This window comes from Colwellia sp. M166 (genome assembly GCF_024585285.1).
Taxonomy (GTDB): domain Bacteria; phylum Pseudomonadota; class Gammaproteobacteria; order Enterobacterales; family Alteromonadaceae; genus Cognaticolwellia.
The window spans coordinates 147870-172245 of sequence record NZ_CP040755.1 but is presented as its reverse complement, the minus strand read 5'-3'; the positions used below and the strand labels follow the sequence as shown (position 1 = coordinate 172245).

23 protein-coding genes are annotated in these 24376 nt (G+C 39.3%); 18 read left to right on the top strand and 5 right to left on the bottom strand.

All coding sequences use genetic code 11. From position 1 onward, the window contains the following. Positions 1-7: 7 nt before the first annotated feature. Both nusA and rimP read right to left on the bottom strand, forming a co-directional pair. Complete coding sequence (gene nusA / locus FGD67_RS00865) at positions 8-1504, bottom strand: transcription termination factor NusA (protein ID WP_257173248.1); 1497 nt, start codon at positions 1502-1504, stop codon at positions 8-10. 29 nt (positions 1505-1533) lie between these two features. Then, positions 1534-1995 (bottom strand): ribosome maturation factor RimP, encoded by a 462-nt coding sequence (gene rimP, locus FGD67_RS00860; RefSeq protein ID WP_077284929.1) that lies wholly within the window; start codon positions 1993-1995, stop codon positions 1534-1536. 487 nt (positions 1996-2482) lie between these two features. Between rimP and FGD67_RS00855 the strand changes: the two genes are divergently transcribed. The 10 genes from FGD67_RS00855 to FGD67_RS00810 all read left to right on the top strand — a co-directional run bounded on the left by FGD67_RS00855 (position 2483) and on the right by FGD67_RS00810 (position 12997). Further along, positions 2483-4369 (top strand): EAL domain-containing protein, encoded by a 1887-nt coding sequence (locus FGD67_RS00855; RefSeq protein ID WP_257173247.1) that lies wholly within the window; start codon positions 2483-2485, stop codon positions 4367-4369. A gap of 248 nt (positions 4370-4617) precedes the next feature. Continuing rightward, a complete protein-coding gene (gene rsxA / locus FGD67_RS00850) occupies positions 4618-5199 on the top strand; it encodes an electron transport complex subunit RsxA (protein ID WP_257173246.1) in 582 nt (193 codons plus the stop codon). Then, complete coding sequence (rsxB, locus tag FGD67_RS00845; RefSeq protein ID WP_257173245.1) at positions 5199-5753, top strand: electron transport complex subunit RsxB; 555 nt, start codon at positions 5199-5201, stop codon at positions 5751-5753. The genes rsxA and rsxB overlap by 1 nt, the downstream gene beginning before the upstream one ends. A gap of 11 nt (positions 5754-5764) precedes the next feature. Then, a complete protein-coding gene (rsxC, locus tag FGD67_RS00840) occupies positions 5765-8005 on the top strand; it encodes an electron transport complex subunit RsxC (RefSeq protein WP_257173244.1) in 2241 nt (746 codons plus the stop codon). A 9-nt stretch (positions 8006-8014) separates the two neighbouring features. After that, a complete protein-coding gene (gene rsxD / locus FGD67_RS00835) occupies positions 8015-9079 on the top strand; it encodes an electron transport complex subunit RsxD (protein WP_257173243.1) in 1065 nt (354 codons plus the stop codon). Beyond that, complete coding sequence (rsxG, locus tag FGD67_RS00830) at positions 9079-9717, top strand: electron transport complex subunit RsxG (RefSeq protein WP_257173242.1); 639 nt, start codon at positions 9079-9081, stop codon at positions 9715-9717. Before rsxD ends, rsxG begins: the two co-directional genes overlap by 1 nt. Beyond that, entirely contained in the window at positions 9717-10421 is a 705-nt protein-coding gene (locus tag FGD67_RS00825) for an electron transport complex subunit E (protein WP_257173241.1), read from the top strand. Before rsxG ends, FGD67_RS00825 begins: the two co-directional genes overlap by 1 nt. A gap of 72 nt (positions 10422-10493) precedes the next feature. Next, a complete protein-coding gene (gene nth / locus FGD67_RS00820) occupies positions 10494-11156 on the top strand; it encodes an endonuclease III (RefSeq protein ID WP_257173240.1) in 663 nt (220 codons plus the stop codon). 244 nt (positions 11157-11400) lie between these two features. After that, a complete protein-coding gene (locus FGD67_RS00815) occupies positions 11401-11985 on the top strand; it encodes a YqaA family protein (protein WP_257173239.1) in 585 nt (194 codons plus the stop codon). Positions 11986-12118: 133 nt separating this feature from the next. Continuing rightward, entirely contained in the window at positions 12119-12997 is an 879-nt protein-coding gene (locus FGD67_RS00810) for a carboxylate/amino acid/amine transporter (protein WP_257173238.1), read from the top strand. Between the two features lie 622 nt (positions 12998-13619). On the opposite strand, the gene FGD67_RS00805 is transcribed toward FGD67_RS00810, so the two are convergent. Then, complete coding sequence (locus FGD67_RS00805) at positions 13620-13841, bottom strand: hypothetical protein (RefSeq protein WP_257173237.1); 222 nt, start codon at positions 13839-13841, stop codon at positions 13620-13622. Positions 13842-13875: 34 nt separating this feature from the next. On the opposite strand from FGD67_RS00805, the gene FGD67_RS00800 reads away from it, so the two are divergent. After that, complete coding sequence (locus FGD67_RS00800) at positions 13876-14235, top strand: toll/interleukin-1 receptor domain-containing protein (RefSeq protein WP_257173236.1); 360 nt, start codon at positions 13876-13878, stop codon at positions 14233-14235. A 473-nt stretch (positions 14236-14708) separates the two neighbouring features. Here FGD67_RS00800 and FGD67_RS00795 read toward each other — a convergent pair whose 3' ends face one another. Further along, positions 14709-15752: an IS110 family transposase gene (locus FGD67_RS00795; RefSeq protein ID WP_257172845.1), complete on the bottom strand. Its 1044-nt coding sequence runs from the start codon at positions 15750-15752 to the stop codon at positions 14709-14711. A 352-nt stretch (positions 15753-16104) separates the two neighbouring features. Between FGD67_RS00795 and FGD67_RS00790 the strand changes: the two genes are divergently transcribed. The 5 genes from FGD67_RS00790 to FGD67_RS00770 all read left to right on the top strand — a co-directional run bounded on the left by FGD67_RS00790 (position 16105) and on the right by FGD67_RS00770 (position 20755). After that, positions 16105-16296, top strand: coding sequence for a hypothetical protein (locus tag FGD67_RS00790; RefSeq protein WP_257173235.1), 192 nt, complete (start codon positions 16105-16107; stop codon positions 16294-16296). 311 nt (positions 16297-16607) lie between these two features. Next, positions 16608-18071 carry a transposase gene (locus FGD67_RS00785; RefSeq protein WP_306556807.1) on the top strand — a complete coding sequence of 488 codons (1464 nt, stop codon included), beginning with the start codon at positions 16608-16610 and terminating at the stop codon, positions 18069-18071. Positions 18072-18331: 260 nt separating this feature from the next. After that, positions 18332-18859 (top strand): hypothetical protein, encoded by a 528-nt coding sequence (locus FGD67_RS00780; protein ID WP_257173234.1) that lies wholly within the window; start codon positions 18332-18334, stop codon positions 18857-18859. 43 nt (positions 18860-18902) lie between these two features. Continuing rightward, entirely contained in the window at positions 18903-19817 is a 915-nt protein-coding gene (locus FGD67_RS00775; protein ID WP_257173233.1) for an AEC family transporter, read from the top strand. 518 nt (positions 19818-20335) lie between these two features. Further along, complete coding sequence (locus FGD67_RS00770) at positions 20336-20755, top strand: VOC family protein (protein WP_257173232.1); 420 nt, start codon at positions 20336-20338, stop codon at positions 20753-20755. A 133-nt stretch (positions 20756-20888) separates the two neighbouring features. Here FGD67_RS00770 and FGD67_RS00765 read toward each other — a convergent pair whose 3' ends face one another. After that, positions 20889-22016: an alanine--glyoxylate aminotransferase family protein gene (locus FGD67_RS00765; protein ID WP_257173231.1), complete on the bottom strand. Its 1128-nt coding sequence runs from the start codon at positions 22014-22016 to the stop codon at positions 20889-20891. A gap of 205 nt (positions 22017-22221) precedes the next feature. Between FGD67_RS00765 and FGD67_RS00760 the strand changes: the two genes are divergently transcribed. Together FGD67_RS00760 and FGD67_RS00755 are read left to right on the top strand one after the other, a co-directional pair. Beyond that, positions 22222-22755 carry a YaeQ family protein gene (locus FGD67_RS00760; protein ID WP_257173230.1) on the top strand — a complete coding sequence of 178 codons (534 nt, stop codon included), beginning with the start codon at positions 22222-22224 and terminating at the stop codon, positions 22753-22755. A 130-nt stretch (positions 22756-22885) separates the two neighbouring features. Further along, positions 22886-24226 (top strand): M20/M25/M40 family metallo-hydrolase, encoded by a 1341-nt coding sequence (locus FGD67_RS00755; protein ID WP_257173229.1) that lies wholly within the window; start codon positions 22886-22888, stop codon positions 24224-24226. Positions 24227-24376: the final 150 nt, after the last annotated feature.

The following is a 24376-nucleotide window of genomic DNA, read 5'->3' as shown; positions in this document are numbered from 1 at the left end:
CGGTGAGTTATTCTTCGTTAAACCAACAAATATTACGAGCAGCCATAATTAGCTCTCCCGCTTTGGTTTCATCTAAGTCTTCAATATCTGATATTTCATCAACGCCTTGTTCTGCAAGATCTTCAAGTGTTCTCACACCTCGGCTTGCTAGAACAAATGCTAAGTGACGCTCTAAACCGGCAAGGTCTAATAGATCTTGCGCTGGCTCGGCACCTTCAAGTGTTTCTTCACTTGCTAATGCTTGAGTCGTAATAGCCGCTTTTGCACGTTCACGTAATTCTTCAATTGTGTCTTCGTCCATACCGTCAATGTCAAGCATTTCTGATACAGGTACGTAGGCAATTTCTTCTAATGAAGTAAAACCTTCTTCAACTAACATCAAGGCAAAATCTTCATCAAGATCGAGCTTATCAACAAATAAAGTTAACACTTTATCGTTCTCAGCTTGGTGCTTTTCGTTCATGTCAGCAACAGTCATGACGTTAAGTTCCCAACCAGTTAACTGGCTAGCTAAACGTACGTTTTGACCACTACGACCGATCGCCATAGCTAAATTACCTTCTTCAACGGCAATATCCATGGTGTTTTTGTCTTCATCAACAATGATAGAAGCAACTTCCGCAGGAGCCATTGCATTAATAACGTATTGTGCTGGGTTGTCATCGTATAAAACGATATCAACACGTTCGCCGCCTAACTCACTTGAAACGGCTTGTACACGTGAACCACGCATACCAACACAAGCACCAACAGGATCGATGCGTTTGTCGTTACTTTTTACAGAGATTTTTGCACGAGAACCAGGGTCGCGAGCTGCGCCTTTAATCTCAAGCATTTCTTCGCCAATTTCTGGTACTTCAACACGAAATAATTCAATTAACATTTCAGGTTTAGTACGGCTAACAAATAATTGCGCGCCACGTGCTTCAGGTTTAATTTCATACAATAAACCGCGAATACGATCGCCTGGACGGAAACTTTCACGTGGTAACATATCGTCACGGTAAACAATCGCTTCGGCATTGTTACCTAAATCTAAAATCACGCTATCACGACTCGCTTTTTTCACTACGCCGGTAATGATTTCGCCGATTTGCTCTTGATAAGCATCAACAATTAAACCACGTTCAGCTTCACGAATCTTTTGTACGATTACTTGTTTTGCCGTTTGTGTTGTTACACGGTCAAACTTAACCGATTCAATTTGTTCTTCAACATAATCACCAATGTTTAATTCTGGCTCATCATATTGCGCCGCTGCTAAACTAATTTCAGCATACGGATTTTCCATTGGCGTATCGCTTTCTCCAACGATTAACCAACGACGGAAAGTGTCAAATTCACCTGTTGTGCGATCAATACTGACACGAACGACGATATCGCCTTCATATTTCTTTTTAGTCGCTGTTTCTAAAGCGGTTTCCATCGCTTCAAAAATGCTTTCTCGTGGTAATGCCTTTTCATTAGAAACAGCATCTACAACCAGTAATATTTCCTTACTCATGCTAGTTAGCCTTTCTCAGTATTTTAAATTTATTTTTTATGGTTAAAAACAAGGTGAGCCTTGTCTATGTTACTGATAACGAGCTCATATTCCTCATTATCCACCATGACAATTAAGCTGTCGTTTTCAACGGCAATTAATTTACCTTTAAACTTGCGACGGCCATTTAATGGCATTGATATTTTTACTTCTACGGTTTCATCAACAACCGCTTCAAAATGCGCTTTGTCGAATAATGGCCGATCAAGCCCTGGTGATGAAACTTCTAAGCTATATTCACTACTGATCGGGTCTTCTACATCGAGAATAGCCCCTACTTGACGACTCACTTCTGCGCAGTCATCAACATCGATACCATTTTCATGGTCGATAAATAAGCGTAAAACCGAATGGTTACCGGCACTAATAAATTCAACGCCTAATAATTCCTTACCCGTTTCTTCAACGGCAGGACGTAACATTGCGGTTAATTTATGTTCAAATTTAGCCAATCATTTTTCTCCAATTTGGAAGAGTTCAGAAACAAAAAAAGGGCATATAGCCCAGCGATTTACCTTGCTGTTATTGCACCTTTTCACATTGTTAAGATACAAAAAAGCCCCATTACGCGGGGCTTATTCACTGAACCCACGATGTAAACCAAGCAATAACTCTCTTGGTTCTGTATAACAATATCTTAGAAAATCTATCTAACAGCGATAAAAATCTATTCAGTGAAATATTGCTATATTCAAGCTGCGCAAATTATATAGACTTGCTATTTTTATAGCAAGTTAATTTTAGTAAGCAATGCCAAAACGGCATCGTAAAACCACCGTAATTTAAGCAGAAAACAAAGTAAAAATTATTCAACAAGAGACTAAAAATTATTGCGGCATAATCAGATAGTTAGTAAATTAGTTCCATTCATGTTAAAAATAATTAACTGTAATTATTTTGTTATCATTATAACGGCACTTAGCAGCATTTTGGAATTATATGTATTCATATTCTCAATTACTTTTAAGAAACTTTCTTTTTGCTTTAGGCTTTAGTGCCTGCGTGGCGCTTGCTAGTATAGTGCTATTGGCACTACAAACATCAGGGCAACAAAATCAACACCAGCAAACCCTACTCTCTCTAGAGCAAAAAACACAATTTATTAACCACGAAGAACTTGTTAAACATTTAGCACACTTCAATCGTTACCATTTTCTCAATATCATCAATAAAGAGGGAGCTGTTATTGTCAACCAACAGCAAAGCCCAATGCTATTGGACGAGTTAGTATTAGCCCCTATTAATGAGGTAATACTGCCTAACTCATCGTTAACCATACGTTATCAATTAGATGTAAGAGACAGTTTGATTTTACTACGCAATACAATATTGGCGGTATTTGTTTTGAGTATTATATTCATTGTTATTGCAGCATCATTCAGTATTGGGCGCTATCGTCGTTTGGCAGGAAAAATTAATCAGCAAATAAAACGAGACCTCGCAAGTGTTATTACCGGTGAAAATAACGATGATGAAATTGCAGATAATGAAATAGATTTACCTGAAATTCAACAACACTTGTCTGAGATCAAAGCACTTATTGCCAATAAAGTTAGTGCAACCGCCATACTAGAGAAAGATGCTTACATTGAACCGATTACTCAATTAGAAAATCGTAACCGTTTTATTCAGTTTTTTGAAAATGTTGAAAGTCGCTCTGACTTTGGTGTTTTAGCCATTACCCGTTGCTCGGAATTACAAACAATTAACCAAATTCACGGTTATCATGAGGGTGATAGCTATATTCGTAATGTCGCTGAGATAATGAAACATGCCATAAGCCGATATAACGGTGCGCAAGTGTTTCGTTTAAACAGTTCTGATTTTGCAACATTAATCCCTAACATTACCTTAAAAGCCGCAGAAAACTTTGCCAGCGATTTAACCGGTCGCTTCAATGAATATCAACAAGCATCTGACTTAGATTCTGTTGGTTATACTGGCATGGTTTATTTTGATAGCGATAAGCCTTTGGGTGAGCTTTTAGCTTTAGCTGATACCGGTATAAGTATTGCCCAAACACAGCAAATTAATGCCTGGTTTGCACAAACAGACAGCAGTATTTTAGCAAACAGTAGCGCCAGTTACGGCAACCAAAACTGGCGTCAAGAAATTGATAATGTAATTGAGAATCAAAGAGTTAACTTGCTCGTTCAAACAATTAAACCCAGCAGCCCAAATAATCGCGTATACGGCGAAATTTTAGCGCGCTTTATCAATAGTAATAATGATCTTCTACCCACAGCTTCTTTTTTTGCTATGGCTGAAAAACTCGATAAAATCGTTGCGGTTGATAAAATGATTATTGAAGCTGCGATTAAAGAGATCACTGAAAAGAATATGCTCGATAGCTTTTTTGGTATTAACGTTAGTGCCCGTTCAATAAACGATGGCCATTTCTTAATTTGGTTAGAAAGACGTTTACTACGTGACTCTGCCGTTGCCGCCAAGTTAGTTTTTGAAATCACCGAACACGGCTTACAACAAAACATTAAAACCAGTAAAAACTTTATTGATATGATCCACCGAGTGGGTGCACGCATTACCGTTGAGCGTTTTGGTGTCGGGCTAACGTCATTTAAATTCTTTCGAGATTTAAAACCTGATTTTATTAAAATGGATAGTACCTATACCCGTGAGATAGATGAAGATAAAAACAATCAGTACTTCTTACGTTTAATGGTAGATTTAGCCCATAGATTAAGCATTAGCGTTTTGGCTGAAAGCGTTGAAAGCCAAGAAGAAAAGTTCACCCTTGAAAAGCTATTTGTTGATGGCTGTCAGGGGTTTTATATCGGTAAACCTAAAAACATTTCAGCAATGTAGCTTGGTCTATTCCAATATTAGCGCTCTTAAGTAATAAACGATGCATTAAGAACGCTTTATTTATCGCCTGCTGTAAACGACATCAAATAAAGTAATGATTTATCATAAGGTAGTATACCTTTGAAGGCATTTCTTGATCACAAATAAACATCTGCTGATAAAAATGAATAACCCTACGCTTCATATGTTGTTTATTGCTAGATAAACACGGATAATAGTGCGAATTTTCACGGTAAAATATTGATCGAATGACTGATTATCTTCTGCTACTCGTTGGCACTGTATTAGTAAATAACTTTGTCTTGGTTAAGTTTCTTGGCTTATGCCCCTTTATGGGCGTGTCATCCAAGATTGAAACCGCTATCGGCATGTCGTTCGCGACAACGTTTGTCATGACCTTGGCATCTTTATTAAGCTACATTGTTAATAGTTATATTTTAGCGCCATTAGGCTTAGAGTATTTAACCACCATGAGTTTTATTTTAGTGATCGCCGTTGTGGTGCAATTTACTGAAATGGTGGTCCATAAAACCAGTGCCAATCTCTACCGTACATTAGGTATATTCTTGCCCTTGATCACCACTAACTGTGCAGTATTAGGGGTAGCGCTACTAAACCTTCAAGAACAACATAATTTTTTCGAATCCATTATCTATGGTTTTGGCGCAGCCGTTGGCTTTTCTTTAGTATTAATCATGTTTTCTGCTATGCGTGAAAAATTGGCCAATGCTGACGTGCCAACGCCATTTAAAGGCTCAGCAATAGCCATGATCACCGCGGGTTTAATGTCATTAGCATTTATGGGCTTTACAGGGTTGGTTAAGTTTTAATGAGTACTCTTATTGCAATATTAGTCCTTGGTGCCATGGCGGCATTATTTGGCGCTTTATTAGGTTTCGCTTCAGTACGATTTAAAGTAGAAGGTGACCCGCTTGCAGAGCAACTGGACGCGCTACTACCACAAACGCAATGTGGCCAATGTGGCTATCCGGGTTGTAAACCTTATGCCGAAGCTGTTGCAAACGGTGAAGCAATCAATAAATGTGCACCAGGTGGTGAAGACACCATCAAAAAAATTGCTGATTTAATGGGGGTTGAAGTTCAACCATTAGATGGAAATCACGAAACAGATAATTCACCGAAAGTTGCTTTTATTATAGAAGAAGATTGCATTGGCTGTACCAAGTGTATTCAAGCCTGCCCTGTTGACGCCATTATAGGCACAACAAAACAAATGCATACGATTATAGCAGACGAGTGTACAGGTTGTGATTTATGTGTCGCACCTTGCCCAGTAGACTGTATAGAAATGATCCCTGTTGCTACAACAACACAGAACTGGCAATGGGATTTAAATAATATTCCTGTTGTACAAATAGATTAGATGAGGTTTGGGTGGAATCGGTAATTGAACGTATACAAAAAGGAAGGTTTTCACAGTTTCATGGCGGTATTCATCCGCCAGAGCAGAAATTCCTTACCTGCACCAAACCTATTGCAAGTGCACAAATTCCTGAGCAATTAATTATTCCTCTGCGCCAGCATATTGGCCAAGCGGGAGATTTAATTGTTAGCATTGGTGATAAAGTCCTAAAAGGACAAATGTTAAGTACCAGTGACAGCCCGATGTCATTGCCTATTCATGCGCCCACCAGTGGCACAATCACAGCAATTCAATCTATGGCTATTCCTCATCCTTCTGGCCTGAGTGAAAACTGTGTGATTTTAACACCTGATGGTGAAGATACTTGGCAAGAGCGCCACATCTGTCCTGACTTTCAATTACTCAGTAAAGCGCAAATTTTAGAAAAAATTGCTGATGCTGGTATTAGCGGTATGGGCGGCGCTGGTTTTCCTACACAAGTAAAAGTTTCAACCTTAGCAAAAATAGACTATTTGATAATCAATGCGGTTGAATGCGAACCTTATATCACAGCTGATGACTTATTGATCCAAGAGCATAGCCCAACGATTTTAGATGGCATTAAAATTTTAGATCATCTTCTCGCACCGAAAAATATTCTTATCGGTATTGAAGACAATAAAGCAAAAGCGATTGAAGTATTAAAAAAAGTTACCGCTGATATTGATCATATTCATGTCTGTGTTATCCCGACAAAGTACCCTAGCGGCGGCGAAAAACAACTGATTAAGATATTAACTGGGCAAGAAGTTCCCAGTGGCGTATTGCCTAGCTCATTAGGTATGGTCATGCAAAATATTGCCACTTGTTTTGCTATTGCTGACGCGGTGATTAACGACACACCACTGATCAAACGTGTGGTCACGGTTAGTGGTCAAGCGCTTGATAAACCACAAAACGTTTGGGCACTTATTGGTACTCCCGTGGGTTATTTAACCCAGCAATGTGGCTACAGTAATAGCCAAGATAAGCATTTGATTATGGGCGGCCCTATGATGGGCTTTAGTTTAGCTAATGATCAAATTCCAGTAATAAAAACCACTAACTGTATTTTAGCGCCCAGTGAAATTGAAATAGCCTCGCCCTTTTCCTCAACCAGCAGTAAAGAGGTAGAGTGCATTCGTTGTGGGCAATGCGCTGATGTTTGCCCTGCACAATTATTGCCACAAGAATTGCAGTGGAGTGCGAAAGCAAAAGATCAATCACAACTCGAAATGCTTAATTTGTTTGATTGTATTGAATGCGGAGCTTGTGCTTACGTCTGTCCAAGCCAAATTCCTTTAGTGCACTATTATCGGGTAGCAAAAGCTGAAATTCGCCAACAGAAACTACTCGACATTAAAGCTGAAAAAGCAAAAGTGAGATTTGAAGCGCGTAAATTACGTCTTGAGCGCGAAAAAATTGCTCGTGCAGAAAAACATAGAATTGCAGCCGAAGCACGTAAAGCTAGAATGAATGCAGGTACCACGGAAGCCAAATCAGAAAAATCTGCTGTTGCCGCGGCCCTTGCTCGTGTAAAAGCAAAAAAAGCACAAACTAATAACAGTGAAAATAGCCCAGAGACTATCAACGCACCAGCTGCGCAAATTGACGACAGTAAAAGCCAAGTGGCGAATGCGATCGCCAGAGCTAAGGCAAAAAAATTAGCACAAAAAAATCAGGCCGCTGAAAATCAAGCGCCTGATAATGCAACCTTAGCGACAACGACTGAAGCTGCGCCTGTAAATGATAAAAAAGCCAAAGTGGCTGCTGCTATTGCAAAAGCGAAAGCAAAAAAATTGGCAGAAAAGGTACAGCAAGAAGCAGCGAGTGAAACAGTAGACCTAGTAGCTGAGTCAACAGTGAGTGCAACGGGAGCAGAGACAGAAAAAGACGCTGAAACCAAGCTTGATGAAAAGCTCACCACTGAAGCTACACCTGTGAATGATAAAAAAGCCCGCATAGCTGCTGCTATTGCAAAAGCGAAAGCAAAAAAATTGGCAGAAAAGGTACAACAAGAAGCAGCGAGTGAAACAGTAGAGCTAGTAGCTGAGTCGACAGTAAGCGCAACGGCAGCAGAGGCTGAAAAAGACGCTGAAACCAAGCTTGATGAAAAGCTCACCACTGAAGCTACACCTGCGAATGACAAAAAAGCCCGCATAGCTGCTGCCGTTGCAAAAGCGAAAGCAAAAAAATTGGCTACTTCAGCCGCTAAATCACAACTTTTAGAGTAATTGAACACCATGGCATTTTGGATAGCAAGTTCCCCACACAATCATCAACAAAGCGAAACCTCAGCCTTAATGAGAATGGTGATTTATGCCACAATTCCCGGCATTTTCGCCCAGTGGTATTTTTTCGGTTGGGGTAACTTAATTCATATTTCGTTAGCCATAGCCACAGCACTTATTGCAGAGTTCACCGTATTATCATTACGAAATAAAAAAATAACTACGCAGTTATTTGATGGTAGTGCAATATTAACCGCGGTATTACTCGGTATCAGTTTACCGGCATTAGCACCTTGGTGGATAACCATTATCGGCAGTTTATTCGCAATTATTGTTGTTAAGCAACTGTACGGCGGTTTAGGCCATAACCCTTTTAACCCAGCAATGGCTGCTTATGTCATGCTGTTGATTTCATTTCCCGTACAGATGACACAATGGCAACCACCATTGTCATTATTGGCAATGGACATCCAGTTAAGTGATACCTTCTCAGTGATTTTCACCGGTTATACACCACAAGGTTACTCTGTTGAGCAAATTCGCACCCACATTGATGGTTTTACCATGGCAACACCGCTTGATACCGTAAAAACCAACCTCACCTTAGGTTTGACGGTAGTTGAAAGTATGCAAGCGCCAACCATAGGGAAACATTTTGGTTTAGGTTGGGAATGGATAAATGCCGGATTTTTACTTGGTGGCTTATTTTTGTTGAGTAAAAAAGCTATTCACTGGACCACACCATTAAGCTTTTTATCAAGTCTATTTATCTGTAGTTTCATTGCCTTTATTATCAGCCCAGATAGCAGTGCTTCAACTATGTTTCACTGGTTTACTGGTGCCACTATGTTAGGGGCATTTTTCATCCTAACCGATCCGGTTTCTGGCGCAACAAGTGTTAAAGGCCGTCTCATCTTTGGCGCACTTGCTGGCCTATTAGTTTACTTGATCAGAAAGTTTGGTGGTTATCCTGACGGGGTCGCTTTTGCGGTTTTATTATGTAATATGGCGGCACCTCTTATTGACCAATATACTCGTCCTAGAACCTATGGCCACAAGTTAGGGGTAAAAAAATAATGTCGACATTACTCCCTGCTATCAGTAAAAATGCAAAAATACTTGCTCTGTTCGCTATTGTTTGTACATTCTCGGTTGGTTTGGTGCATTTACTGACTAAAGATCGTATTAACATGCAGGCACAGCAGCAATTGATAAAGCAATTAAATGAGATTATTCCAAAAAACAGTCATGATAATGAAATGTTTCGCGACTGTATTATCGCCCCTGCTGATAATAATACTGACTTATTGGTCGATGTTATCTACCGCGCGCGACTTAACGGCGTATCAACCGCTGCAGCGATAAAAGCCATAGCGCCTAATGGTTATAGCGGCAATATTGAATTATTAATTGCGATAAATATTGATGGCAGTGTCAGCGGTGTTAGAGCTTTAGATCACAAAGAAACGCCGGGCTTAGGTGATAAAATCGAATTAAGAAAAAGTTCTTGGATTGAAAAATTCTCAGGCAAAAAAATGCTTGATAACAATGATACCCGTTGGGCTGTTATTAAAGACGGTGGTATGTTTGACCAATTTACTGGCGCAACCATTACGCCCAGAGCGGTAGTACAAACAGTTAAAAAAACCATCAGCTACTTTAAAGCTAATCAAGCAGATATTTTTTCTAATGCCAGTAATTGTGAGAGCAAATAATGAAAATTAACCCTGAATATAAAGAACTCGCTTGGCAAGGCTTATGGAAAAACAATCCGGGGTTAGTACAATTGCTTGGTCTTTGTCCTTTACTAGCGGTGACCTCAACAGTGGTTAATGCCCTAGGTTTAGGTATTGCAACCATGTTTGTTTTAATTTGTTCAAATGCCACCGTATCGGCCATTAGACAATGGGTGCCAAAAGAAATTCGTATTCCCATTTTTGTCTTGATCATCGCCGCTTTTGTAACTTGTGTTCAGTTACTCATGAACGCTTATACTTACGGCTTGTATCAATCTTTAGGGATTTTTCTACCATTAATAGTAACTAACTGCGCCATTATTGGCCGTGCCGAAGCTTACGCCTCTAAAAACCCCATTAAGCAAGCTAGCTTTGACGGTTTAATGATGGGCTTAGGATTTTTAACCGTATTAGTGGTATTAGGTGCAATACGTGAAATTCTTGGCCAAGGCACCTTATTTGATGGTGCAAATTTACTGTTAGGTGCATGGGCAAGCGACTTAAAAATACAAGTTTATCATCTTGATAGCCAGTTTTTACTCGCCATATTGCCACCAGGTGCTTTTATTGCCATGGGCTTTTTGATCGCCGGTAAAAATGCGATTGATAACAAAATAGCACAAGCGAAACCGAAAAAATTAGAACAAGCTATTGAACGTGTTCGTGTTAATTTTGAAAGCTAGATAAGCATAAAACAACTATAGCAAGCGCAACGCTACAACGTTTTACCATAACAATAGTGATATATAAGCCTGATGAATAAAGCAAAACGACTAGAAATATTAACCCGCTTAAGGGATGACAATCCAACGCCAACCACTGAGCTAAATTTTTCCAGCCCGTTTGAGTTATTAATTGCCGTGTTGTTATCGGCTCAGGCCACCGATGTGAGTGTTAATAAAGCAACCGATAAGCTATACCCTGTTGCTAATACCCCACAGGCCATACTTAACCTTGGTCTTGATGGCTTAAAATCTTACATCAAAACCATTGGTTTATTTAATACCAAAGCAGCTAACACCCTGAAAACTTGCCAAATGTTGATTGACTTGCATGGCGGCGAAGTGCCAGAAAATAGAGCAGCACTTGAAGCCTTACCCGGTGTTGGCAGAAAAACCGCTAACGTAGTACTTAATACAGCTTTTGGCTGGCTAAAGGATAATGAAGGTAAATATTTTCTAGCGGTTGATACGCATATTCAAAGGCTTGCCAATCGTACCGGCTATGCTAAAGGTAAGACGGTTGAGCAAACAGAACAAGCTATTATCAAAAACACTCCGAACAAAACCGAGTTCATGTTTAACTTACATCATTGGTTTATTTTACATGGCAGATATACTTGCACAGCAAGAACACCGAAATGCGGCTCTTGTATTATTGAAGATCTTTGTGACTTTAAAGACAAATCTGAAGATTAAAAAGCTAAAAGCAATCTGCGTTAAAAATGAATAATTTCAATACTTTATTATTGATGACTTATATAACTAAAAAATCGAGTCTTAAATTTTCGTTAATTTATAACTCGCAGCTTAACTTCTCTCGTTATCAAACTTAATTTAATAAACCTATCCGTCCATTAACAACGTCTATTTTATTATCATTCGGTCTGTATAATACACAGCCTAAATAGGTATTATCTAAATATCGACTTAAAGGACCTTTGTGGCTATTCAAAAAAAGCTTAAAAACAAGACTCGTCAATTCATCGACTCTAAACACATGCTGAGTGGCATTACCACAGCATCTTTTTTAGAATCCACCATAGTGCCTATACCTTTAGAAGCCGTGTTAGTGCCGTTAATGCAAGCACGCCGTGACAAATTATGGTTAATTGCGCTCATGGCAACAGTAGGTTGTATTGTTGGCGCTTTATTTGGTTATGCATTAGGCTATTATTTATTTGATGCCGTTGGTGATTGGATTATTAGTACATTTTCAAATCCTGAGCAATTTGAAATTATAAAGCAAAAAATGCAAAACCAAGGCTTTTGGTTTGTACTCACTTTGGGCATTGTGCCGATTCCGTTTCAGATAGCCATGCTAGCCGCTGGTGCGACCAAGTACTCACTAACACTATTTTTAATTGCCGCGATTATCGCCCGTGCTATTCGTTATTTTGGTTTAGCTATTTTAGTGTACTATGCCGGTGATAAAGCAGAATACATGCTGCGAAAACACAAAGTGAAAGCACTTATCATACTCACTGTAACAGTTTTGCTTGCCTGGGGTTTTAGCAACATATTCTAAACCGTAATATTGCTTTAATAATATTATGATACTTATTTTTACCGCAATGGTTTATTTATTTTTGTAAACAGATATACCCAAATTAGAGAAGTCGGTAAACTAGCAAAATTTTACCTATACGGAGCGTGTTTACATGCCAATGCTTATTGCCGTCACGCTAATGTGGGCATTTTCTTTTAGTTTGATCGGCGTCTATCTTGCAGGACAAGTTGATGCTTGGTTTTCAGTATTGATCCGAGTGGCACTTGCTACGTTAGTTTTTTTGCCTTTTTTAAAGCTAGGTCAAATCAAAGTAAAAGTCGCTTTACAACTGATGCTATGTGGAGCATTTCAATTAGGCATCATGTATGGCTTTTATTACCAATCCTTTTTATATCTTTCAGTACCTGAAGTTTTACTTTTTACGGTAATGACCCCCATTTACATAACACTTTTTAATGACCTACTTGACCGCCAACTTAATATCGGCTTTATTCTTAGCTCATTGCTTGCGGTTATTGGTGCTATTACCATTCGCTACCAAGGGATAGACGAAGGTTTTTTAACCGGTTTATTAATTGTGCAAGCCGCCAATATCTGTTTTGCCGTTGGACAAGTTAGCTATAAGCGTACCTTGGCAAAAGAACCTACAGATTTACCACAACGCACGGTATTTGGTTGGTTTTTTATTGGCGCATTAACCGTTGTTACTCCTTGTTACTTACTGCTTGGCAACCCCGATAAATTGCCGACAACCTCATTACAGTGGACTATTTTAGTTTACCTCGGCATTGTAGCTTCTGGTCTGGGCTATTTTGCTTGGAATAAAGGAGCAACACAGGTGAGTGTTGGCACACTAGCGGTAGCCAATAACTTATTAATCCCGGCAGGTATTATAGTAAATGTAATTTTTTGGAACCGCGACGCAGATATTGTTCGTCTAACCATTGGTGGGACAATCATTTTATTAGCGTTAATAGTGAATAATAAATTTCATCAAAAAAGCCAACAAAATAAAACCGCTAACTGTTAAATTTTTCTGATGATAGAAACATTAAAATGACTTATAGCAGTCGAGAAGCTAATTAACAATTATTGTCAGCAATGGCAAAAAATGTAAAGTTCAACTGGCAATATGTGGATCGTCACAAATAATGAGAAACACGTCACACGATGAGAAAATTTAACATATTAATGCACAGACTTTAGCCTTAATGCCTTCATCCTATGTTTTCTAATGTTTCATTTGGCAAAATTAGTTCACTGTTTATATATTTTTGTGTGCTTTCCTCCCAAGTCACGAAATGAGGAACGTTTCCTCATTTCGTCCAAAGAACAAATCGTGCGCTTTATCTGTAGGCAATGAGTGGTAATAGCTGCAAAGATTTGTTATTAATAGGTTAAATAAATAAGATGGAAACTTTCTGGTAGGAAAAGAGGAAAGTGTCCTCTGATAAAGCTGTTAGAGCGCTAGGATGAACTGCACATTTCGTCGCTAAATTTCAAGTTTTGATACAGTAAGGCTTATAACTCAATCTAAAGAACATTACAAAAAAGGATAATAAAAAGATGGCAAGATGCACAGCACCAAGTAATGGACATCGTACAGCGAGTGGAGCAGCGGCATGCCCTGCATGTAGTAGCCGAGGTCGTAGCTACGGTGGGTACTCATCCCCATCATCATATTCACCTTCGTCATACTCCTCTGGCGGAAGTCGCCCCAGCGGCTCTGGAAGTAGCGGTGGTTCTAGTAGCGCTAGACCACGTTGGTCAAAAGCTGGGTCATCTGTGGCGTACAATTCTACTGATGTGCGAACGCTCACGCCAGTTCGTGCAAACGTAGAGAGACGAGCTTCTAAACCTGATTTACGAGACATATTTCTATGTCACGCGTGGGATGACCGAAAAGGTGTGGCTAAAGAGTTACACGATCTTCTCGAGTCTCTCGGAGTTTCTGTTTGGTTCAGTGAAAAGGACGTTCTCCTTGGTTCCAACTTACTCCGTGAGATCGATAAAGGGTTGGTAAAATCACGAATCGGTATCGTTTTGGTTACTCCATCGTTTTTAAATCGTATTGCAGGAGAAGGTGTTGCCGACAAAGAGCTTTCTGCACTTCTAGCGACAGACCTTCTCGTTCCTATTGTACACGATACAACATATGATGATCTTCGCGATGCTAGTCCATTACTTGGATCCCGAAGTGGCTTAGACACCGCAGAAGATCCGATAAAAAATATCGCAGCAAAACTAGCTGAATTGGTCGCGCTCTAACACATATGAGCCTTATTCCCGTCAATAGGCAATAGGGTTTTATTTAGCTGCCGTTAGGCAGCTAATTGTTCATTCAATTCACAAGTTCATCTACTTCGCTATGTCAATTAGCCATTAAACAACGGTTTACGGCAAACACATATAGAGGCTCTCTTAGTGTGATCTCATCACTGCCTACTCTGTCTATCCATATGTTAAGTAGGGGCACTAGACATTTATCGGTTAACCTTACGCTGGTACTATTCAAGCATGATGACTCAGTGCCTTTGGGCACAGTTCAGTTAGTTTAAGACTCAGTTAAGGTGTAAACGCGCTTGCTCATTGCAATAATGCGCACCAATGGCGAGTCTAATCAAGCAAAGTGGCTTGGACTACTCGGCATAATAATCATCAACTTTCAGTTAACGGGGGCGATGATTAATCAGATGCTCTTACTCATCCAGTTAGGTGTTCAGCTCTCGCCATTGTGCGACTTAACCTTTTAAAAATTTATTTTCATCAAAAACCTGTCTATCCCGAAGCATGAAGTAAACACAGCGACCAATTTTATGTGCAAGTGCTGATAATGCTTTACCTTTACTCATGCGTTTTTGTAATTTAGCTAGATAGCGTTTAGCGTTGTCATTACCGCGAAGATAAAGCACCGCGGCTTCACTAAAAGCCCACTTCAGATAACCATTACCGATTTTATTACCGCTAGTACCATAGGTTTTCCCTGCAGACTCTGCTTTGCATTTCACTAATCGTGAATAAGAAGCAAACTGTTGAACGCTGGGAAAACGGTTGATGTCGCCAATTTCATATAAAATGGTTAATGCTAGAATTTGACCAATACCTGGGAATGTTCGAACGATATTGAGTAGTGCACCATAATGTTCTTTGGCTTTTCCTTCGATAAATGACTCAACATGCTTTAGCTCTCTGATGTAGCAATCTAGGATGTTCATGTCGAGTGCTATCATCCGTTGTACAACAGGATCATCATAATAATCTCGCAGTCCGTCACGGGCACTGACATTTTTTAAATTAAGTGATTGAGCGGGTAAGTTATATTGGCTGTCGGTGTTTACGACGTGAGCTTTTAATTCACTTCCATGTCGCATAACGTAGGTGCGTCTTCTGAGTAAATCTCTGGTTGCGCGTGTTTCTGCTGGGTAATTGTAGGCAAGTGGGAAATTCCCTCCGCGCATTAGGCTAGCAATTTTATAGGAGTCTATCTTATCGTTTTTAGCTTTTCCGCCATGAATAGCTTTCATATAAAGCGCATGGCCTAAAATAAACTCAACATTTATCTCACGACAAAAGTCACTGACCCAATACCAGCAATGCATGCACTCAACTCCAACCACCACCTGTCCAATATAGGGTTTGAGCAGCTTGTGTAACTGATGAGGATCGGCTTTTATTTTCTGATGAACGACTTTATTACCATGTTCATCAAGTATGCAAACATATAAAAGTCGTGCATGTAGATCGATTCCGCAATAATATTTATGTAAAGTAGTATAGAATTTCATTGAGCTTTCTCCTTTTGGTTTGGTCGCCTTGAAGTTTAGCTCAGTGCTAGACTTCGGGGAGAAGGCTCAATTAGTATCAAGTTGCTTGAACGGACACAAACAGCTGGCTGTGCTCGTTCCTCGCAATTATAGCCAGCCATTTTTAGCCGCTTAGCAAAGCGTTGAGGCTGTAGAATTACTCATTTTTAAGAAAAACAGCCTGTTTTATGGGTTCCAAATGCATTACCTAATGCTTTAAAAACGCATAGAGTTAATTACAGGAGCTCGTTTTTTAATTGAATTTGGCTATTAGAGTTATTCTACAGTCTCGTTAGCAGTACAATCAATTTACTGAACATTTGGAGTTGTATTTATGGATGATAACAAGTCGAGAATGAAAGAAATGCCTACCTCATTTACTCTCAAACAGGCATTAGAGTTTGAGTGGTGGTTTGCACTTTTAGGCTCAATGACACAATCAAAAACTCTTACAGCCATGGTTATTTTGGGCTGTAGTTTACTTGGTGGTTTTGGGTTCTATTTATTTAATCTAGCTAATACGTAGTAAGTCGCAACGTACTGCTAACAAGGGTTTTCAAGTCGGACAAATTACAGTTGGCTTTTTGTTCGTGCCTCACTTATTTTAGCCAACTGCAATTTGCCGCTTAAAACGGCGTTGAGGCTGTAGAATTTCTCCAAAAAAGACGTTTTTACGTTTTTTTTTATATTTTGTGATTTGTTTGTTTTTTAACCTTACGCGATATTCTTGTCTGTGATCTAATAGATATTATCCGGCGAAAGTGAATTCACATGGCTAACTATAAACCTGATTTATCCTGTCAAAGTAAATTCATTCCCATTGATTTTTCACAGTAAATAATCCCCGGCACCTTTGAATATGCGCTTGCGCATATTGTTGATAACCATCTTGATTTATCGGGCTTTGAACAATGGTATTGTAACGATAAAGGCGGCGCAGCCGCCTATTCTCCGTCCGTGATGCTAAAAATAATCCTCTTTGGTTATTCTCGTGGCTTTATCAGTAGTCGCCGCATTGCCAACGCCTGTGAAACGAACATTACCTTTATGAGTTTATCGGGTGATGTTCAGCCACATTACACATCGATTGCCGCATTCGTCGCGCGGATGAAAGACCAAATTGAACCGCTATTTACCCAAGTATTAATGATATGTGATAAAGAAGGCCTCATTGGTCGCCATATGTTTGCTATCGATGGTTGTAAAATCAAATCAAACGCGAGTAAGGAATACAGTGGCACGTTTGAAGAGCTAAAGCGTAAGGAAGTGAAATTACGTAAAGCCAGCCAACGTATATTGGCGAGGCATCAAGCACAAGATGGCATGAGCGGTGATGAAGTCAGCCATGACTTAAAGCAAAAAGCGAAACTTGATAATAGCGCCAGTAAAATCAGCGAGTTCATGGCTACTCATCAGGAAAAACTCGGTAGCCGAGGTAAACCCGTGAAAAGCAATATTACCGATAACGACAGCGCTAAAATGACCACCAGCAAAGGCACCATTCAAGGTTATAACGGTATTGCCATTAACGACGACCGGCATCAAATCATTCTTCAAGCGCAAACATGGGGCAGTGTTGGCGAGCAACAAACCTTAAAACCTGCCATAGAACAACTTCATCATCAATTAGAAAAACTCGGTACGCCAAACGCTTTTGAAACCGCTAAATTTACCGCAGACAGCGGCTTTCATAGTGAAGCTAACCTTGAATATATCGCCACAACCGGGTTAGACAGTTATATCGCGGATACACAATTTAGAAGTCGAAACCCGCTTTTTAAAACCAGTGAAACCTATCATACCGAGCAAGAGAAACGGCGATTAAAACGCAGTAAAGGCAGGCCTCGATTATTCACGCGCGAGAGTTTTCATTTTGACCCCACAACTAATACCTGTGTTTGCCCTGCGGGCAAACCCCTATGGCGACAAAGTGCGGGCATTATCACTGATGGCAGAAGCTACAGTCGATTTACGGGATATTTAAAAGACTGTCGCGTTTGTCCATTACAAAGGCAATGTATGCGAAAGCCCCCTAAATCAACCGGTCGACAAGTCCAGTTCTTAACAAACCTAGCGCAAAATATCAGTCACAGTGACCGAATGAAGGTAAAAATAGACAGTTCAATTGGGCGACGGCAATACAGTAAAAGGTTAGGCGCAATAGAACCCATATTTGGCAATATTACTGTCAACAAAGGCATGAATAAATTCACCTTGCGCGGGCAAGATAAAGTGAACACCCAATGGCAAATGTATTGCCTTGTTCATAACATTGAAAAGTTAAGAAGTCGCCTGCATTAGGGCCTAAAACCCTAACATCACACCACAAAAATAGCCTAAAAACTACATTAACAACTTAGTCATCACCATTAATAAATGTTTAACGATGCAAAATTAAAATCGGCAAAAACGTAAACGTTTTTGATTGTTAAAAGAAAATAATCCAGTTAGAGTATTTTCATTATTTAATTTTAATAAAAACGAGTAATTCTACAGGCTCGTTAGGCTTTTATGCGTCCAAGCCTAGCATCCATACATTCACAGGACGTGGAGAAAGAAATATGAAAAAAGCACTTTTAGTTTTACCAGTAGCTTTAGCATTAACGGGTTGTGGTAGTGAAATCGATTCTGTCAAAGATGGAATCATGGACTTTAATAAAACTATAACACTTGGTCAGGCTTTAGATAATTGGAAAAGCTGTAACGATAGCAACTGGGAAACCTTTGAAACCGACAATGGCGTGACGGTTGTGCAATTTACTTGTAGCCATAAAATTTTAGGTTTCGTGGAAAAAGCTAAAGGCCTTTTATCTAAAAAAGAACAAGCACAGGCTTCTTATTTTAACATCGCCTCCAACGTGCAAACTTTTCAGTTTACTTTAAACCAAGATGACAGTTTTCAAATTGACAATGTGCAAGTTGAAACAACTTGGGAGGACGGAACAAAATTCAATGATTCTCAAAAACCTGTAGAGCAACTGGAAACGGCTTATAATAATAATTTTAATTTTGATCCTGCCCAATTAAATAAAGCTTCCGCAGCGCAGATGGCATATTCTTTTCATATAATAAAATCTAGAGCAAAATAACAAAAGCCTACCCCTTTAACTGTAAAATTTTAGTGCATTCATAATGATAATTTTTATTACTGCTCTTATTCCCATAATGATTCTAATAATGCTGGGATTTATTTTAAAGCGCATTAAATTCTTGCCGGAAGAAACTTGGCCAGGCATGGAAAAACTGACCTATTTTGTACTTTTTCCAGCTTTGCTAATTAGAACCCTTGGAAAACAATCTCTTGCTGGCGCACCTTGGCCATCGATGTTAATAATTGTTGTTGGAACAATAATGACATCAGCAGTGATGCTGATTGTTTTTCGGAAAGTATTATCGAAGAATAATGCTACTTTCACTTCAATTTTCCAAGGTGGTGTTCGCTTCAATACTTACATTACACTTGCTATTGCGCAAAGTTTGTACGGTGCAACGGGATTAGCAATGAGCTCTGTTGCTGCTGGTTTTATGATTGTTTTAATCAATTTGTGGTGCATCTCAGTGTTTGTAATCTGGGGGAAAGGTTCATTTCAAGGAGTGCTACAATTTATAAAAGAAATTGTTGGGAACCCACTAATCATAGGTTGTACGATTGGCTGGTTTATAAGCCTAAGTGGCATTGGATTACCTATTATTGTTGAAGATATTCTCGAAATAGTTGGTCGAGCTGCATTACCTTTTGGACTTTTAGCTGTTGGAGCGGCACTAAAGCTAGAAGGAATTAAAGGCCATTTTAGCCCCATCGTTTTATCGTCAATAGCACAGTTCGGGTTAAAACCATTAGTTACCGCTGCTTTTGTATCATATACGGGGCTTACTGGAGTAGCAGCTGCAGTATTGATTATAGCATTTATGACTCCAACAGCTCCTTCTGCATACATCCTTTCACGCCAATTAGGTGGTGACACAGAAGCAATGGCCTCTATTATTACAGTACAAACTTTAATAGCCTTTCTTATTATGCCACTACTAGGAACGCTGTTACTTTAACCATTTACAATAAAGTCAGAATATAACAGGAGCATACTTTTTTATAACGAATATTCATCACCAACAGACTCAACTCAGGGCAATATGTGCTGTCTGATTTGCTTACTCTATAGTTAATTAAATTTACCTAGTAGATATCAGACTTGTTTTTACGGAAATTTTTACTTTTGACGAGCATTCATTTGCCGTTTAAGTTAAATTAATCATACAAACTATTCAGTTTATTACCAGAAAATATGCTAGTATTTTTTGCCTTTTGAGCCTTATAAAAACGGATCTGCGATTACTTTTAATGATCATACTTAGTAGGCAATTAATCTTAGCGAGCAATTAATGATTGACAACTATCATGAGTAAGATGTCAGCATGTTGAGGTAAAGCGAGTATTATCAGTATAAGCCATTATTCATCTTGGCTTATGCGACAAAGTCGGCAGATATACGGTTAGAAAATCTCAGGATGGATCTTGCATTAGTAAAGGTTTATGCCAATTTACAGATAAAATTAATGAGTACAATATGAAATTTTTACATACTATGATCCGCGTTAGTGACGTGGATAAATCACTCGATTTTTACATCAAACACTTAGGTTTAGTAGAGACTCGTCGTGTTGATGTACCTGAAGGTGAATTTACTTTAATATTTTTAGCCACTGAGCCTGGTGCTGCTGAAATAGAGTTAACACATAACTGGGGATCGGATGAAGAATATACTGTTGGCAGAAATTTCGGTCACTTAGCCTATGAAGTTGATGATATTTACGCTACATGTGAAAAATTAATGGCAGCGGGCATTACGATTAATCGTCCACCACGTTGCGGCTATATGGCATTTATTAAATCGCCAGATAATGTTTCTATCGAATTACTGCAAAAAGGCGAACGCTTAGTACCACAAGAGCCTTGGGCTAGTATGGAAAACTCTGGCACTTGGTAAACAGGTACTTAATAGATTGGCAGTTTCTAAAATAGCTATTGAGTAAACGAGATAAGCACTAAAATGGCCTTTATTAAGGTAGTCTTGCTGCCATTTTAATGCTTATTATTGACTCAATTATCAAATGATTTACTTATCTAAACTTAGTTAACGCATCATCCAATGCCGCTAAACACAAAGCCACATTTTCACTACGCGCCGTAAAGCCCATCAAACCAATACGCCAAGCTTGACCGGCAAACTGTCCAAGGCCAGCACCAATTTCTAAATTATATTCTTGTAATAAATATTGGCGTACTTTCGCGTCATCAATACCTTCAGGAATGTATACTGAATTGAGTTGTGGTAGACGTTCATCTTCTGGCACAATAAAATCCAAACCTAGCTTAGTTAAGCCTTTAGCTAAGCTGTTATGTTGCGTTTGATGACGCGCCCAACTGTTTTCTAAGCCTTCTTGCTGTAACATTAATAGCGATTCATGTAAGGCGTATAATGAGTTAACCGGCGCCGTATGGTGATACGCTCGTTTACCCTCTCCTGACCAATAGCCCATAACCAGTGATTGATCTAAAAACCAACTTTGCACTGGCAGTGTTCTGTTGCGAATCACTTCACTAGCTTGTTCACTAAAACTTATCGGTGAAATCCCCGGCACACAAGACAAACATTTTTGACTGCCTGAATAAATCGCATCTATGCCCCAGTCATCCACTCTTAGCTCACTACCACCCAATGAGGTGACGGCATCAACAATCGTTAAGCATTGATAGCGTTTGGCTATTTCACATAAAGTTTTTGCATCAGAGCGTGCACCTGTTGACGTTTCCGCATGAACAAAAGCAACAAAGTTAGCTTGAGGATTCTGTTTAAGTGCATCTTCTAATAATTGCGGCTCAACCGCTCTACCCCATGGTGAATCTACAATCACCAATTTGGCACCAATGCGGGTAACATTTTCAATCATACGCGCACCAAAAACACCATTGCGACACACCACGACAGTATCTTCAGGGGTAATTAAATTAACAAAACATGCTTCCATTCCCGCTGAGCCGGGTGCTGAAATAGCCATAGTATTACTGTTGGCCGTTTGAAAAGCATATTGTAATAGTTGTTTAACCTCATCCATCATACCAACAAAAGTGGGATCTAAATGACCAATGGTTGGACGTGCTAATGCTGACAGTACACGTTGACTGACATCTGATGGCCCAGGCCCCATTAAAGTACGCTGTGGGGGAATAAATGATTGTATCGTCATAAATATAATTTCCAATTAACGGAGGTAGATAGCTAAAGCTTATCATCTATCGACTGAGCAGCTCAATTAATCCCTGTTATGCTAACTATTCATTAATACTATAGTAATTGCATAAATTAAAAGTAATTAGGGTCTGTTGCTATCACGGGAGCTGAATAAAAGTTAATATATTGAATTAATTACTCAAAGAATACTTAGAATCTCCATGGCCTTAAAATCAACCATTAATAAAGCGACAATTCATTTATCTGATATGGATCGTAATTATTATGACACTTTACAATTAACTATCGCGCAGCACCCTTCAGAAACTGACCGTCGTATGATGATCAGGTTAATCGCCTATGTGCTTAATGCCAGTGAAAACCTACAGTTTGGCAAAGGCGTTAGTGATGAAGACGAAGCCGCTATTTGGCGAATAAATTACAGTGAGGTCATTGAGCTATGGATAGAACTAGGCCAGCTAGATGAAAAACGACTGAAAAAAGCCTGTAATCGCGCACAACAAGTAAAACTTTACTGTTACGGTAGTAGCGTCGATACATGGTGGCAACAGTCTAAAGGTAAACTGAATCAATTCGACAAATTATCGATTGAAAGCTTCAGTGAAGAGACTTCAACAGCATTAGAACAACTGGCCGACCGCTCAATGGAATTTCAAGTGAGTATTCAAGACGGACAGTTCTGGCTGACTTGCGGAGACGAAACGCTATTGATCGAGCTAACTAAGCTCAAATAATCTTGCTTCTTAAAATCAGTATACATAACAGAAACTAACGTTAGCTATTGATTTTAAAGCTTTACATTGTAAATTTTTTATTAACTTCTCTGTTACGGCAATATTAATCACTATGATAAAGACATTACCTTTGAAAAACATCAGCTTCAAACTCAAATCATTACTGACAGCAATAGCGATGACTAGCGCCTTTCCCAATGTTGCGGAAATCATCCCAGCTGAGCAAGTGATCAAAGATATTACCTACCTTGCCGCTGATGATTTAGAAGGTCGCGCAAGTTTCAGTCCGGAAATTGACCGAGCAGCAAACTATATTGCTAAACGTTTTACTGATATAGGTTTACAACCATTATCATCAGCAAAAGCTGATAACCAAAGTAGCAGTTTTCTACAAAAATTTACCGTCAGTCAAATACAACCACAAGTGCTTAGCGTAACAATAAATAATGCCAACATAAGCCAAGGTAACCTCGCTATAGCCAGCACGATGGAGTCAGTGAACTGGCAACAAGCTGGTGCTGAAGTCCATGTGATTAACAAAAACGATGATATGCGAGATACCTTAAGCGCGCTAAACCAAAAAGGTGGTCAGCACTTAGTTATCATTAATAACGCACATGCAAAAAGCTTTCATGCTTATCAAAATTACTTTAATCGCGGTATTACTAAGCTTTCACTTGAGCATCGTGGTGCCATTGTGATGGTATTAAGTGATGTTGGTGAAATTAACACTTACAACGTCAAAGCCAGTGCGACAATTACCGAGCAAGCATTAACTAACGTGGTGGGGATCTTACCGGCAGCTAACACTGAACATGGCAAAGAAATAATTTTATACTCAGCACATTATGATCACTTAGGCGTCACCGAAGACGGCAAACAAATATATAACGGCGCTGATGATGACGCATCAGGCACCACCGCTATCATTAACTTAGCGCAATATTACGCAAAGCAAGGCAATAATAAACGTAGCCTGATGTTTAGTGCCTTTACTGCCGAAGAAATTGGTGGTTTTGGTTCAAAATACTTTTCACAACAACTTAATCCTGACAACGTCGTTGCCATGATTAATATTGAGATGATCGGTAAACCATCAAAATTTGGCGCCGGCACGGTATGGATGACAGGGATGGAACGCTCAAATTTAGGCGCTTTGCTCAATGAAAAGCTCAGCGCCCAAAACACCGAAATATATCAAGACCCTTACCCTGAACAAGGCTTATTTTATCGCTCAGACAATGCAACATTAGCGCGTTTAGGTGTACCTGCTCACAGTTTTAGTAGTACTCAGCTCGATAAAGACCAGCACTATCATCAAACCAGTGACGACATAAACAGTTTGGACTTATCTTCAATGCATAAAGTAATTGAATCATTAGCTGTTGCTACCCAATCACTTGTTGATAGTACGGTTACGCCAACACGTATTGATAAAGCCAAAGTTCGCGCACAAGGTAAAATTTACTAAGCTATCAAAGATTAATTAAGCGTGTGCCTGACATTGAGGCCACTGTAAATAATAAAAAACCAGCTTGCTAGACAAGCTGGTTTTTTATTCTCTGAATTTTATTTTTTGCTTAATTAGTACCAGCTAGTATCCAGTATGATGTTATCTTTA